The organism is Streptomyces bicolor (assembly GCF_000719285.1).
GTDB lineage: Bacteria > Actinomycetota > Actinomycetes > Streptomycetales > Streptomycetaceae > Streptomyces > Streptomyces bicolor.
Genome location: NZ_JOFS01000055.1, coordinates 1 through 13,770, shown reverse-complemented (window position 1 = coordinate 13,770; position 13,770 = coordinate 1). Strand labels below are relative to the sequence as shown.

The following is a 13,770-nucleotide window of genomic DNA, read 5'->3' as shown; positions in this document are numbered from 1 at the left end:
TGCGGGCCTCGCGCCTCAGTGTGCGTGCCCGACCTCTTCCTCGGCAGGCTCTGCCTGCGAGGGCTGCTCGGCCTCGTCCACCACTCCGCCCGCATGCACCGTGAAGGCTGCCGTACGGACCTTGCCCTCATGCTGGAAGTCCAGGAACGGGCGGTTCGCGCCGGCGCTGGGCGCCGTCGCCGAGAAGGAGACCTCGGGGCCGGGCTGGGTCTTGCCGTCTCCGGGCTCGCCGTTGGGGTGGACGTGCAGGTAGGCGAGGTCACCGGAGCGCAGGGCCACCAGGTGGCCGTAGGCGCCCAGGCAGGGCTGAAGGTCCCGGGCCGGCTTGCCGTCCCTTGTCACGGTCAGCGTCAGGTCACTGGCCTTGCCCGGGGTCAGGTTGCCGTCGAGTTCCACCTCGTATCCGTCGGCCCTGGCCGTCGTGTTGCGCTCGGGCAGTTCAGCGGGCTCGTACGCTCCCGACGCCGCGAGGTCCGCGCCGAGGGTGAGCGCCTCGCCGCCCTGGGGCTTGAAGTCTGCGAAGACGCGGTAGCCGCCGGCCTTGGGAAGTTCCACGGGGGTGGACCAGGTGCCGTCGGCGGCCCGGGCGGGATGGAGATGGCGGTAGACGGTGAGATCGCTCGAGGCAAGGACCAGGTGGAGTTCCTTGCCGTGTCTTGATCATCGCCTGCCCGTGCGCCTTGGGCCTGGCCACGCCGACCGATGATCGCGCGGGGGGCCGTGTGGGAACCGCTGCCGACTGACAACCGTGACTGGGTTCTGGATGCCGCCACCAGGCGACTGTCTGTCGCCTTCTCGAGGACGAAGCCGCAGCTCACGCCGCACGAAAGGCGATCGAGAAGCGGGCGCCCCGCACCCAGCACCCGTCTATCACGTCGTCCGGCAGCTGTGGCGCGGCGTCAGCATGCGGGTGTGCTCAAGATTCCCTACTGACGGAACACGGCTCAACCGTCGCTGACGCAGGACATCAGATTCCTTGACGCGTGTGATCTCGAGCGACAAGTGGCCAGCCTGTCCGAAGCTGCAGGTGGAGGGCTTGTGCTCAACCATGGTTGGCGGCTCTGCTCGGAGATGGTTGACCAGCCGGATCCCGGGGCTGTTTCTGAGTCCTGGTCCTGACGCAGTCAGTCACAGGCGGACGACGACGAGGGCGATGTCGTCGCGACTGCCGCCGGTGACGCCCAGGTGGGCCAGCAGTCCGTCGGCGAGATCTTCCACAGGGCGGGTGCTGTGCTGGGCGAGGGCGTCGGTCAGCCGGGCCAGGCCCACATCGATGTCTTCGTCACGGCGTTCGATGAGCCCGTCGGTGTAGAGCACGAGGATGTCCCCCTGGGTGTAGGACAGGCCGGCCTGAGGGCGGGGGACATGTTCCGGTCGGGCGCCCAGTGGCGGGTCGGTTGCCTGGTCCAGCAGCTCGCAGCTGCCGTCCGGATGGACCAGCACGGGCGGTGGATGACCAGCATTGCTGTAGATGATCAGTCGGCTGCGCGGGTCGATGAGCACCTTGGCCACGGTGGTGGCCAGTGCGCCGTCGACCGCCCGGGCGTACAGGCCCAGTACCTCCAGGGCCTGTGCGGGGCCGGGAACGGCCCGGATGGCTGCGCTCAGGGCGCTGCGCAGCATGCCCATGACAGCGGCGGCCTGCAGGCCGTGGCCGACGACGTCCCCGATGGCGATGGAGTAGCGGTCGGGAGGCAGATCGACCACGTCGTACCAGTCACCGCACACGTTGAGTGATCCGGTGGCCGGGAGGTAGCGCACGGCGATGTTCCGGTGCCTGGCCAGGTCGGGCGAGCGGAGCATGACCTCCTGCAGGGTGAGGACGACCTCGCGTTCGCGGGCATGGGCCTGGCGCAGCTGCTCGTTCACCTGCTCCAGTTCACGGGACCGGGCGTACATCTGGGCCGCGATCCCTGTCGTCTGCGGGCCCAGTGGCTGGGTGAACTCACTCATGCCCGGGGTGCGCATGAACTCGGTGACGTCCTCGGCCCGCGCGATGATCCACTTCACGGAGCCGTCCGGTCCCAGGACGGGGCTGGACATCCCCGACCACCACCGCTCCTCGAGTGCACCTGGGCGGTCAGCAACGGGAATGTCGAATCGCTGGGGAGCCACCGAATCGGGCTGCCGGGAGGCCAGGACGCGCTGCAGCGAGGCGTAGAAGTCACGCGCCATGTCCGGTGCGGCGGGCGTGTCTGGAAAGGCCTCCAAGACGTACCGCCCAACCAGCTCATCGCGGGTTCTGCCGGTGACCTGGAGGTAGGCCCGGTTGGCGTAGCGGATCACCAGGTCGGCGTCCAGCACCAGGTACGGGTTCGGCGCGGCGTCGAACAGCTCCTCGAATTCGATCTCCGCTGTCGTCACGCGCGTGACCTGCCGATCTTTACGGGCGCGACCGTTTTCACATCCAACCTACGAGGTGTCCGCCAGGCGCGCCCGCCGGACGACTGGCGGCCCTTTCGGAGCGCTCACACTTCAGGAGGTCTCGAACACCCCGGAAACGGGATCTCTCACCGAACGCTCCTGCTGCCCTGTGAAACGGAGACCCGCGGCGGAGCGGCGAAGTGAGGGCCGGTGAGCGCCCGCCACCGGGCGAAGTCCTCGCAGCCGCGGAACGGGACGGTGTGGTGCTCGACCGTTTCCCAGTGGACGATGAGCCGGCACCGGGCGCTCACCACTGGCATCTGGCCGCCGATCTCCGGTTCGGTGATCACTCTGGCGCCCGGGCGCAGCCTCGACCAAGTCCTTCCCGGCCGGCACCGGGCCCTCTTCACCATGCTCTCCGGCGCCGTGAACTTCGCCGGACGTGCCGTCACCGCCGGACAGACCGCGTGGTCGGATCCCGTACCGGACCCGGATCTGTCCGTCATCGGTCTGCGTACCGCCGACGGCGACACCCCGAGCGTGGTCATGACCTTCAGCGGCCCGCCCATCCGGCAGCCCGTCGCCCTGGGCGGACCCATGGTCATGAACACGCAGGCCGAGATCCGACAGGCCTTCCGCGACCTCCGGACCGGCAAGTTCGGGGCCATCCCGCGCCAGGCGCGGCTGCGCTACCGCTGACCGCGCCCGCCGAGTCCTTCCCTCGGACGGCAGCCCGCCGACACCCACCGTTCGGCACGCCACCACCTCATGAACAGGAGTTCACCATGACCCGGATCGGCATCATCCTCGGCAGCACCCGCCCCAACCGCGATGGCGAACAGGTCGCCGAATGGTTGCAGGAAACAGCGGCGCGGCGACGCCGACTACGAACTCATCGATCTGCGCGACTACCCGCTGCCCCACCTCGACGAGTCGATGCCCGCGTCGATGGGCCAGTACCAGAACGAGCACACCCGGAAGTCGGCGGAGAAGATCGCTTCGTTCGACGGGTACGTCATCGTCACGCCCGAGTACAACCACAGCATCCCGGGGGACTCAGGAACGCTCTCGACTATGTGTACGCCGAGTGGCACAACAAGGCCGTCGGGTTCGTCTCGTACGGCGCCGTCGGCGGCGTCCGTGCCGCTGAACACCTGCGCCAGATCGCCGGGGAACTGAGACTGGCCGACGTCCGCCAGCAGGTCTCGCTCACTCTGGCCACCGACTTCGAGCACTACTCCGTCTTCAAGCCCGGCGGCCACCAACTGCCCCAGCTGAACTCGCTGTTCGACGAGGTCGTCGCCTGGAGCACCGTTCTCGCGAGCCTGCGCCCCGGCCGTCACGACGGCCGCCTGACCACCACGCTCACCGGGCCGTGCCCCGACACACAGGCTCGGTGTCCGCGGCGGTGCTCTGGCGCGAGAGCAGGTTGACCAATATCCGCGCCGGCCCGTCCGAGCAGAACAGCGCGTCGGCGTCCGCCGACACGAGCTCGAACAGGGCGTCGCCCCGCGTGGTCACACGCCTACAACCCCGTCTGGAACCTTGGCAGTTGCGCGAAGGCATCCCGCAGGTCGCCCACGGCCGGCACACCGGAAAGATTCCTGCCCCGCACCGAGACCATTGCGGTGCGAGGCAGGAAACGGAGGCAAGGCCAGCCGTCAGCTGAGATCGAAAACAGATCCACCTTGGCCGAAACCGGACGCGTCCTGCTCTGAGCCAGAGGCCTGCGGGCCGAACTCGGGCGCGGCCTGCTCCGAGCCAAAGGCCTGCGGGCCGAACTCGGGCGCGGCCTGCTCCGAGCCTGAGGCTTCCTGGCCGAACCCGGGCGCGGCCTGCGTGCTGCTCCCGAAATCGCTTCCGCCGATACCCATGTCTTCCTCGCCGGCGAGGGCCTGGCCTGCGCCGCCGAGCAGAACGGTCCCGGCGAGAGCGACGGCGGCCAGCACGGATGGTGCACGCATGAACGTCTCCTTCGATCGGTGTGTGTTCGCCAGAGGTATGCCGCCGGCCCACCTGCGAGAAGCGTCGCCGTGCATACAAGCACCCGAATAGGGGCTCACATGCCGCTGCCCGCACCAGCCACCACGTCGAGTTGCTGGCTGACGCTACGTCAGACGCAAGTGTGGATCGGCCCCGACGACTGAACCACGCTCAACACCCGTTCGGCCCGCTGACAGGATGGCCCCCATGACGCGCAGCCGATCGATAACCCACGTGCGGATAGCCGAAGTTCTCATCGAACTCGGAATGATCAGCGAAGAGAAGGCCAAAAGGGTCCTGGACGAGGCCGCCAGGTACGCGACCGAGCTGATCGAGCGACGCTATGACATCGCCAGTGCCCTCGAATCCTTCGACGTGGCTGTCTCCATCCACTCCGATGACGTCGACTTCGCCGACGCACACTACGAATGGCTTCTGAACGAGGCCGCATCCCTCACCGGAGGCAAGGTCACCGTCGCCAACTACCGCTTCGAGAAGGACAACCCGGACGACGAAGACTGCGGCCTGGGGACGATGCATTTCGAATGCAACGGCAAGCCGCTTTCCTTCGGCGTCGAGCAGGAGTCGAACGACTACCTCGACATGGGAGCAGCCAGGGTGGCCATCGAAGCGCTCAGGGCCGATGACGACCCACGGGAATTCCGTTGCGTCGAGCAGGAGGGCCCAGATCTCGACGACGACATCATGGTCCTGGCCTCGCCCGAGCAGCGGGAAGGTCTCCTCCAGCGCTTGGGCATCGACTTCGAGCCTGCTTGGTATCAAGGCTGATCCCACGTCGCCTCCGGGAGCGGGAAGCGGCCAGGCCGAGCTCTACCGGCGGAGGCAGCGCCGTTGACTGCCGGTGACGCGGGGCCCGGGCAGCTGAGCCGGGGTCCCGTGGGGCCTGTCGCGGCGGTGTCACGTCCTCAACTGACAGCGCCAGTACGGCCCGGTGGTCATTGTCGGAGCGCGCCGACCAGTGGTCCGCGTCGCGCGCCTCGCTCACGCCGTCGGTGTGCAGGACGAGCACTTCCGACGGGGCGAGCGGGTGCATCGTCGTGGCCTCTCCGTCCGGTGCCAGTGCGCCGAGCCCCAAGGGCAGTGCCGGCGTCGTGAGCAGCCGCCGGGCGCCGTGTGGGCCGATCACCAGCGGTGCGGGGTGGCCGCGGTCGACGATCCGTACCTCTCCGCCGTCCGGCGGGGCCGACACCCGGAAGCTGCCCAGTACCGCCGCGACCGTCTGGACCCCGTCCAGCCCTTTGCCGCGGACGTCGCCGATGATCGCCCGTACCCCGCAGGGCGTCTCGCACACGTCGTACAGATCCCCGCCGACGAGCGTGCCGCCCTCCCCTGCCTCGTAGAACCCGGCGGCTCGCACCGGGCCGAGCCTGCGCGGCACGGGACGCAGTAGCGTCCACTGCATCGCCTCCGCCACCGAGTTGGCCCGCACCAGGTGCCGGCGGGTCCGCTCCCGCTGCCGGGCCGGCGCGACGCCCGCGCACCGGCTCGTCGAGCCCGTACACGAAGGCATAGAAGCCCGTGGACGCGGCGAGGGTCACCCGCACGGACCGGTGCAGGATCGCCGTCCGCTCGGCCGCGCCCTTCACGGCAGGCGGCCGCCATGTGGCGCACGCGAGCCGAGCGGCGGGACCCTGCCCAGGGCCACGAGCCGATGGCATGCGGCCATGACGACGACGGGCGCCGCAAGGACCATCACGCCTCCGCGGCGGAGGAACACGTCGTACGCGGCCTCGGGCGCTCGCTCCGGCACCATCACCGTGATCGCGGGCGCGGCGTCCGCCACCGCGATGCAGGCTCCCGTCCGCGCGGCCGGCGAAGATTCAGCGCGCATGAGCACGTTCCCCTCGGGCCGTCACGCCGTACCGGCGTCTCGGCCGGTCCGGACATGCGATCCACTGCCCACTGTCGGCCTCCCCCGCTCGGACCGCAGCCCGACGATGCCGCACTTCGGCGGCCCCCTCCCGATGCCGCCTCTGGTTCAGCGAGCGCGGTCCCAGGCATATCCGGGCCCCTGGCCATCCTCACGGCGGCGAGGGGCGGCAGGCTTCCAACGCTCGGAGTGCCTCCACGGCCGCCGCGCGGGTGCCCTCCCCCGGGGCCTCCGAGGCGATGGCGGTGAGCCGGGTGCGAAGTCGTTGCTCGTCGTGCGGCCGCCTTGCGGTGGCGGCCAGCCAGTGGGCCAGGCCCTGTGTGGCGTGGTGGCGGACCGTCTCGTCCGGGTCGTCGAGGGCGTGGACGAAGCGGGGCAGGTCCTGGTCGGTGTGCTCGTCGGTGGCGTTGTCCGTGTCGAGGAGCGAGAGTGCGGCGGCGCGGACGTCGGGCGACGGGGTCCGGTCCACGATCCGGCGTAGGGCCGGCAGTGCCTCCGCGAGGCCGATGAGCGCGTTGTGCGTCTGCCAGGTCGTGTTCGGGTCGGCGGCGAGGTGGGACACCAGCGCCCGGGCCACGGGACGGCGTTCCCATGGGCGAAGTCCGTCGTCAACCAGCTTGTCCAGGCCGTCGACCGCGCCCGCGCGCACGTCGCCGTCGGGGTCGTCCAGGAGTGGGAGCAGCAGCCAGACGGCGTCCCATCGCCCCGCCTGCCCGATGGCCTTCGCGGCGGCGGCACGCGTACGACCGGGCAGCGCGGAGTCGGTCACAGCCGTACGCAGCACCCCGGCGGCGGCCCGCGTCCCCACAACTCCCAGCGCGTAAGCCGCCGACGGGCCCGCGACCGCGTCGTCGAGCCAGCGCGTCGCGGGGTCGGTCACCTGTTCCTCGCCCCGTTCGGCCAGCCGGCGCAGGAAGGAGGCCGCGACGTGCGCGTCCCGCTCGGTCTCCAGGGCGGTCGCCAAGGCGGCCGACGTCCGTGCGTCCGCCACGTCGGCCAGCCGACCCGCAACCGCGATCCGGACCTCGGCGGATTGGTCGTGGAGCCCCGTGAGCAGGGAGTCGAGGAGGCGGTCGGTCCAGTGCCGGGGCAGCAGTTCGAGAGCCCGCACCCGAGTCTCCCCGTCGCCCTGCTCGGCCGTACGGACCACCTCGGCACTGACGGCCGGGTCGTCCCGGAAGCGGTACACCAGGCTTCGGGCGCGTCCCCATACGGCCCTTTCGGGGTCGCCCAGGAGCGCCACGAGCCCGGTCACGTCGCCCGGCGCGCCGAGGGCTTCCAGGCCGTCCAGGGCGTTGATCCGCAGGTGGTGGTCGGGATCGCGGAGCAGGCGTGAGAAGGCGTCCGCGAATGGCGGGCCGTCGAGCCCGAGGCGGATCGCGGCGCGCGACGCCCGGCGCCGTACCCACGGGTCGTCGTCCCGCATCAGGGCGGGCAGCACCGTACGGCCCGCCTCGGCGACTCCGAGCCGGCCGAGCCCCAGCGCCACGGCCTCCCGTACTTCGGGCGCGCGGTCGTCCGCCGATCCGGCGAGCAGCCACGCGTGCTCGTCACGTCCGACCCTGCCCAGCCCCTTCGCGGCGGCCGCGCGCCGCCAGGTGTCGCCGTCCTTCAACTCCCGCCGGAAGAAGGCGATCTGTTGGTCCGATCCCATGAACACCCCGACGAGTCAGACCAGCGAGCCGGGCGGAGGTTGTGCTGCTGCCAGGCAGATGAGCCGTCCGTTGGCCGGATTCCGCGGGCGAAGGGGCCAACCGGCGGTGGGGCCAACCGTCCCATTGCGCGGGTGGCTTTCCGGCCCGAGAAATCCGGGTGCGAGGCAGCCTTGTCGGTGACCATGATGTCGATCATGACTGTGTACGCCGACAAGCCTGCCCGGCTGGGTCAGAGTCGTATGTCTGATGGACGGTTGCTGGGTTGGGCCGAGTGGGGGCCGTCGGACGGGGTGCCCGTTGTGTTGTGTCCGGGTGCGGCCACGAGCCGGTGGCTCGGCTTCGGCGCGGGGGTCGTCGAGGCGCTCGGCGTTCGTCTCGTCTCCGTGGATCGCCCGGGACTGGGAGTCTCGACGCCCGCACCCGGCCGCACGTTCTCCGACTTCGCCGGGGACATGCGTGAACTGTGTGCGATGCGAGGGCTGGGGCGCCCGGCCGTGGTCGGGAACTCGCAAGGCGCGCCGTTCGCACTCGCCTGCGCGGACGCGGGCCTCGCCTCGGCACTGGCTGTCGTCTCCGGCGCGGACGAGATGGCGGCGCCGGAGTTCGCTTCTCTTCTGCCGGCGGATCTGCGTCGCCTGGTCGAGCGGACCGCTTGCGATCCTGGCGGCGCCGAGGCGTTCTTCGCGGGCTACACCGCGGATGCGATGTGGGACATGGTCATGGCCGGGAGCCCCGGCTGTGACCTAGCCGTGTATCAGGATCCCGAGTTCGGCTCCCTTTACCGGCGGGCCCTGGCCGAGGGGTTCGGGCAAGGCGGTGCCGGCTACGCCCGCGACACGGTTCTGGCCATGGGGCGGTGGCCGTTCGCCCTCGACAGGATCGCGGTCCCGGTCGACATCTGGTACGGCGAACGTGACGTCAGCCACTCCCCCGACAACGGTGCGCTGCTCGCCACGCGTATGCCCGGTGCTGATCGCCGTATCGTCTCGGGGATCGGCGGAGCCCTTCTGTGGACGCATGCCGAGCCGGTCCTCACTTCGCTTCTGGAGAAGGCCGGCGCGCAGGGGTGAGTCAGGGGTCCAGAACGCGGTCCGGGCCCAGCGGCACCTCGTGCAGCAGCAGTCGGCTGCGTAGTTCCCGTACTCCGTGATCGGCCTTGAGCCGGTCGATCACCGTTTCGAACTCCCGGGCGTCGGTGCAGGCCATGCGCAGCTGGTAGTCGTAGTCCCCGGTCAGCCGCATCGCTCCGACGACCTGCGGCACTTGGTGCAGCTGCGCCTCGAACGCCCTGCGGTCCACGCCCTCGCGCAGGCGGACGTCGCTGAGCAGCTCAAGGCCGCGCCCGAACGCCTCGAGGTTCAGCTCGGCCCGGTATCCGCGGACGATTCCCGACGCCTGGAGCCGGCGTACGCGGTCGGCGACGGTGTTGGCCGACAGCCGGACCTGGCGACCCAACTCCTGGTAGGTCGCCCGGCCGTCGGCGAGGAGGAGCGTGAGGATCTGCCGATCGATGCGGTCCATGGCGGCCATGCTACAAATACTCGGCCGGATGCGGGGATGACCGAGATTTCCGCGACGAATTAGGCCTCAGTGCCGAGAAGTCCGAGCCAAAATCGGCATGGTCGGTGTCAGGGTCGCAGGTATGGAACTCCTGCTTCTGCGGACCGCCCTGGCCCCCTCCCTCATCCTTATCGTCTCCGTCGTCGCCAGGCGTTCGGGCCCGCGTCTGGGCGGACTCCTGCTGGGCGCTCCGACGACGTCTGGACCGTTTCTGGCGCTCATGTGGCTGGACGGCGGGAGCGGGGCGGCCGCGCGTGCCGCGCAGGGCAACGTCGCGGCTCAACTGGCCGTCGTTTCCTTCTGCCTCGCCTATGGGCGGCTCGCGCCGGCCCTGCGTCCGGCGCGGGCACTGACGGCTGCCCTGGCCAGCGCGGCCGGAGCCGGTCTGGTCGCGGCGGCGTGCGCGAACGTCTGGCTCACGGGGGCCCTGGTCCTGGCCGTCACGTGCGTGGGTCTGCGGACCTGGCCCGCACCGGCCGACACGGACCCGGTGCCCGGCCACGCCCGGAGTTGGGAGATACCGCTGCGGATGGCGGTGTCGGCCACGACGGTCCTGCTCGCTGTGCACTCCTCGGACGCGCTCGGCTCCTTCACGGGCGGCATCCTCGCCGCGCTCCCGGTGCTGCCGGCCGTGATGGCGCCCTCGACCCACCGTTCGACCGGCGCGGACGCCGCCGCGGCGATGATGCGCGCCGCCCTGACCGCCGCACCGGGCACTGTCGTCTTCCTGCTGGTGCTCCATGCGGCCTTTGCCGCTGCCGGACCTCAGTAGCCGGGGCGCGCGGAGGAGACTCGTGGTTCAGGGTCGCAGTGCGGGGTCGCGCCGTACCGTCGTCTCCCAGCCGTGCGTGCGGTCGGCGGCTCGTCCCCAGCGGCTGAGCACGTGTACGCAGGCATGGCGATCGCGGCCAGGGACAGGGCACACAGCGTCCGTCGCCGTCGGGGCGCGCGGCCAGGTCGAGGGTAGGTGGCCGGAGCGAACAAGCAGACCAGGACGATCAGGAGGCTTCGCGTCCGTTTCAAGGGCCGGACCGGAAGCCGCGCCGGCGGGGCCGGCGGCCCCACGGAGCCGGCCTGTGAACCGACGGTGCCGCTGGGGCGTGCTTCGCTCCCATGGCCGGTGCGGGCTCCGGCCCGTACCCAGGCCGCGGCGCACAATAGGGCGGCGGCCGCCCAGCACCGCCACATCCACGCGCGGCACCCGGGCCCCCGGCCCGGAACAACGAACGCCACATCGTCGACGCCGCCAACAGCAGCGCGCCCCCACCCCACAGCCGAGTCGGCCTGGTTCGGCGGACGGCGATGCCGAGCCTGCCCGGCGTCGCTAGCCTGCTCCGCATGCCCGAGAACAGTACGCAGGCAGCACGCGACGACAGGCCCGAGGAGTCCCGGCGGGCGCGCCTGAGCCGGATCTTCGACGAGGACGCGGAGTTGTACGACCGGGCCCGGCCCGGATATCCGCCGGAGCTGTACGACGACCTCGAGGAGCTCGCGGGTGTCGGTCCCGGCAGCCGGGTCCTCGAGGTGGGCTGCGGGACCGGTCAGGCGACGGTGCCGCTGGCGGGGCGGGGCTGTCGGATCACGGCCGTCGAGGCGGGACCCCGCATGGCCGCGGTCGCCCGGCGCAACCTGGCCGGGGCCCCGGCGGTGGAGGTGGTGACGGCGGAGTTCGAGAGCTGGCCACTGCCCGAGGAGCCGTTCGACGCACTCGTCTCGGCGACGGCGTTCCACTGGATCGACCCGGCCGTGCGGATCGTCAAGGCAGCCGACGCGCTGCGTGCGGGTGGGGCGCTCGCCGTGGTGCGCACCCAGCATGTGTGGGGCGGCACCGAGGAGTTCTTCGTCGAGGTCCAGCGGTGTTACGAACGGTTCGACCCGGACACGCCGCCCGGGCTGCGGCCCCCGGCGGCCGCCGACGTCGACGCGTCGGACCATGTGGCGGAGGTGACGCGCAGCGGCCGGTTCGGCCCGACGGTGTTCCGCCGCTACGAGCACGACCTCACGTATACCACCTCGGAGTATCTCGACCTGTTGCGGACGTACTCCGGCCACCGGGCTCTTCCGGAGGCCGCCAGGAACGGGTTGTTCGAGTGCGTGGCGGGGCTGCTCGACGGGCGGTACGGCGGCCGGGTGACCAAGCGGTATCTGATCGAGCTGGGGGTGTCGCACCGACGGTGACAGGAGTCGGTCAGTGCGATTCGCGGCTCACTTCCGAACCGCTGGAGCCCACCAGGAAGTCGAGGTCGGCGCCGGTGTCGGCCTGGCGGACGTGGTCGACGTAGAGGCGTTCCCAGCCGCGCCGGGGGTTGGCGAAGCCGGTGAGCGTGGCCTCGTTGGGCTGTCTGCGGGCAAGTTCCTCGGCGGGGGTGTCGACATCGATGCGGCGGGCCTCGACGTCCAGGGTGATGAAATCCCCTGTCCGCACGAGCGCCAAGGGGCCGCCGGCCGCGGCCTCCGGTGCCACGTGCAGGACGACGGTGCCGTACGCCGTACCGCTCATCCGGCCGTCGCAGACGCGGACCATGTCGCGAACGCCCTGTTCGAGCAGCTTCTTCGGCAGGGGCATGTTGGAGACCTCGGGCATGCCCGGGTAGCCCTTGGGGCCGCAGCCGCGCAGGACGAGGACACAGTCGGCGTCGACGTCGAGTGCGGGGTCATCGATCCGGGCATGGAAGTCCTCGATGGAGTCGAAGACGACGGCCCGGCCGCGGTGACGCAGCAGATCCGGTGAGGCCGCGGCCGGTTTGATGAGCGCGCCGTCAGGTGCGAGGTTGCCGCGCAGGACGGCGATGCCGCCCTCGGCGACCAGGGGTTCGGCGCGGGTGCGGATGACGTCCCCGTCCCAGATCTCGGCGCCGTCGAGGGCCTCTACCAGCGGCTTGCCGGTCACGGTCAGGGCGTCGGGGTCGAGCAGGTCGCGGACCTCGCCCAGGACGGCGAGGAGGCCTCCGGCGCGGTGGAGGTCCTCCATGAGGAAGCGGCCGGCCGGCTGGAGATCCACCAGGACCGGAACGCGGGAGCCGATGCGGTCGAAGTCGTCGAGGGTGAGGTCGATGCCCAGGCGGCCCGCGATGGCCAGGAGGTGGACGACGGCGTTGGTGGAACCGCCGATGGCGGCCAGCGCGACGATCGCGTTGTGGAAGGACGCCTTGGTGAGGAAGGAGCCCGGCCGGCGATCGGCGGCGACCATGTCCACCGCCAGGCGGCCGGTGCCGTGCGCCGCCTCCAGCAGTCGGCTGTCGGGCGCGGGGGTGCCCGCCACACCGGGGACGACCGTGCCCAGCGCCTCGGCGACCAGGGCCATCGTGGAGGCGGTCCCCATGGTGTTGCAGTGGCCGCGGCTGCGGATCATCGCCGACTCGGAGCGGGTGAACCGCTCCTGCGAGAGCGTGCCCGCGCGGACCTCCTCCGACAGCCGCCACACATCGGTGCCGCAGCCCAGTGGCCTGCCCCGGAAGGTCCCGGTGAGCATCGGACCGCCGGGCACGACCACGGCGGGCAGGTCCACCGACGCGGCGGCCATCAGCAGCGAGGGGATCGTCTTGTCGCAGCCGCCCAACAGGACGACGCCGTCGACGGGGTTGGCCCGCAGCATCTCCTCGGTGGCCATCGCGGCCATGTTGCGCCACAGCATGGCGGTGGGCCGTACCTGTGTCTCGCCGAGCGACACCACGGGCAGGTCCAGCGGGATACCGCCCGCCTCGTGCACGCCGTCGCGCACCGAGGCGGCGACCTCGTCGAGATGGGCGTTGCACGGGGTCAGGTCCGAGGCGGTGTTGGCGATGGCGATCTGAGGCCGGCTGGTGAAGGCGTCCGACGGCAGTCCTCGGCGCATCCACGCCCGGTGGATGTAGGCGTTCCGGTCCTGTCCCTCGTACCACTGTGCGCTGCGCAGCCTCACCCTGGACCTCTTCCAGCAGCCGGTGACGGTGGTCTACCTTTGATCTTGGCCAGTGCTCCGGCGTTTACGCCGGAGGTGAAGGCCGTCTCAGAACTGCTCTGCCCCGCGCTGTGGGCACGGGTCCGCGGTATCAACCTCAGCTCACGGGGCGCTGCTGCCGCTCGATGTACTGCTGTACGACGGTCAGGGTCGCCCCGCCGCAGCTCCCGGCGAAGTAGGAGCCGGACCAGAAGTGTCCGCCCCACAGGTAGCGGCGGACGTGGGCGTCGTAATCCTTGCGCAGGAGTCGGGCGGAGACGCCCTTGAGGGAGTTGACGAGCCAAGTGGACGTGCAGGTTGTAGACGACGTGGCGGCCTGTGCGTACATCAGGGTTCGGATTCCATCGGGGTGACATGAACCAAGCGATAGAGTGATC

The 13,770-nt window shown here is 70.8% G+C and carries 12 protein-coding genes and 3 pseudogenes; 6 read left to right on the top strand and 9 right to left on the bottom strand.

What is annotated here, in order from left to right; genetic code table 11:
* Positions 1-15 precede the first annotated feature (15 nt).
* Both IF78_RS0140260 and IF78_RS0140255 read right to left on the bottom strand, forming a co-directional pair.
* Positions 16-654: pseudogene (locus IF78_RS0140260) on the bottom strand (hypothetical protein); the annotation flags it as partial.
* A 474-nt stretch (positions 655-1,128) separates the two neighbouring features.
* On the bottom strand, positions 1,129-2,364 hold the full coding sequence (locus IF78_RS0140255; protein ID WP_031487533.1) for a PP2C family protein-serine/threonine phosphatase: 1,236 nt from the start codon (positions 2,362-2,364) through the stop codon (positions 1,129-1,131).
* Positions 2,365-2,574: 210 nt separating this feature from the next.
* Between IF78_RS0140255 and IF78_RS0140245 the strand changes: the two genes are divergently transcribed.
* Together IF78_RS0140245 and IF78_RS47120 are read left to right on the top strand one after the other, a co-directional pair.
* Positions 2,575-3,063: a pirin-like C-terminal cupin domain-containing protein gene (locus IF78_RS0140245; RefSeq protein ID WP_158751664.1), complete on the top strand. Its 489-nt coding sequence runs from the start codon at positions 2,575-2,577 to the stop codon at positions 3,061-3,063.
* Positions 3,064-3,149: 86 nt separating this feature from the next.
* A pseudogene (locus IF78_RS47120) lies at positions 3,150-3,695 on the top strand (NADPH-dependent FMN reductase); the annotation flags it as partial.
* 330 nt (positions 3,696-4,025) lie between these two features.
* On the opposite strand, the gene IF78_RS0140235 reads toward IF78_RS47120, so the two are convergent.
* Positions 4,026-4,328 carry a hypothetical protein gene (locus IF78_RS0140235; protein ID WP_158751662.1) on the bottom strand — a complete coding sequence of 101 codons (303 nt, stop codon included), beginning with the start codon at positions 4,326-4,328 and terminating at the stop codon, positions 4,026-4,028.
* A gap of 226 nt (positions 4,329-4,554) precedes the next feature.
* Between IF78_RS0140235 and IF78_RS48740 the strand changes: the two genes are divergently transcribed.
* The gene (locus tag IF78_RS48740; protein ID WP_031487530.1) at positions 4,555-5,136 is read left to right on the top strand and encodes a hypothetical protein; all 582 of its coding nucleotides are present in this window, start codon (positions 4,555-4,557) and stop codon (positions 5,134-5,136) included.
* On the opposite strand, the gene IF78_RS47115 is transcribed toward IF78_RS48740, so the two are convergent.
* From IF78_RS47115 to IF78_RS0140215, 3 genes are all read right to left on the bottom strand, one after another.
* Entirely contained in the window at positions 5,051-5,878 is an 828-nt protein-coding gene (locus IF78_RS47115) for a PP2C family protein-serine/threonine phosphatase (protein ID WP_078662784.1), read from the bottom strand. The genes IF78_RS48740 and IF78_RS47115 overlap by 86 nt on opposite strands.
* Before the next feature lie 72 nt (positions 5,879-5,950).
* On the bottom strand, positions 5,951-6,199 hold the full coding sequence (locus IF78_RS0140220) for a hypothetical protein (RefSeq protein ID WP_158751660.1): 249 nt from the start codon (positions 6,197-6,199) through the stop codon (positions 5,951-5,953).
* A 190-nt stretch (positions 6,200-6,389) separates the two neighbouring features.
* Entirely contained in the window at positions 6,390-7,892 is a 1,503-nt protein-coding gene (locus tag IF78_RS0140215) for a HEAT repeat domain-containing protein (RefSeq protein ID WP_158751658.1), read from the bottom strand.
* A 195-nt stretch (positions 7,893-8,087) separates the two neighbouring features.
* Between IF78_RS0140215 and IF78_RS0140210 the strand changes: the two genes are divergently transcribed.
* Positions 8,088-8,963, top strand: a complete 876-nt coding sequence (locus IF78_RS0140210; RefSeq protein ID WP_199921462.1) for an alpha/beta fold hydrolase — start codon at positions 8,088-8,090, stop codon at positions 8,961-8,963.
* Position 8,964: 1 nt separating this feature from the next.
* Here the strand turns inward: IF78_RS0140210 and IF78_RS0140205 are convergent, their stop codons facing one another.
* Positions 8,965-9,414 (bottom strand): Lrp/AsnC family transcriptional regulator, encoded by a 450-nt coding sequence (locus IF78_RS0140205; RefSeq protein WP_031487525.1) that lies wholly within the window; start codon positions 9,412-9,414, stop codon positions 8,965-8,967.
* A gap of 121 nt (positions 9,415-9,535) precedes the next feature.
* On the opposite strand from IF78_RS0140205, the gene IF78_RS0140200 reads away from it, so the two are divergent.
* Both IF78_RS0140200 and IF78_RS0140195 read left to right on the top strand, forming a co-directional pair.
* Positions 9,536-10,225 (top strand): hypothetical protein, encoded by a 690-nt coding sequence (locus IF78_RS0140200; protein WP_031487524.1) that lies wholly within the window; start codon positions 9,536-9,538, stop codon positions 10,223-10,225.
* A gap of 566 nt (positions 10,226-10,791) precedes the next feature.
* On the top strand, positions 10,792-11,631 hold the full coding sequence (locus IF78_RS0140195) for a class I SAM-dependent methyltransferase (protein ID WP_031487523.1): 840 nt from the start codon (positions 10,792-10,794) through the stop codon (positions 11,629-11,631).
* 10 nt (positions 11,632-11,641) lie between these two features.
* Here the strand turns inward: IF78_RS0140195 and IF78_RS0140190 are convergent, their stop codons facing one another.
* Both IF78_RS0140190 and IF78_RS0140185 read right to left on the bottom strand, forming a co-directional pair.
* Positions 11,642-13,354, bottom strand: a complete 1,713-nt coding sequence (locus IF78_RS0140190) for an IlvD/Edd family dehydratase (protein WP_031487522.1) — start codon at positions 13,352-13,354, stop codon at positions 11,642-11,644.
* Positions 13,355-13,490: 136 nt separating this feature from the next.
* Positions 13,491-13,673, bottom strand: a pseudogene (locus tag IF78_RS0140185) (transposase); the annotation flags it as partial.
* Positions 13,674-13,770: the final 97 nt, after the last annotated feature.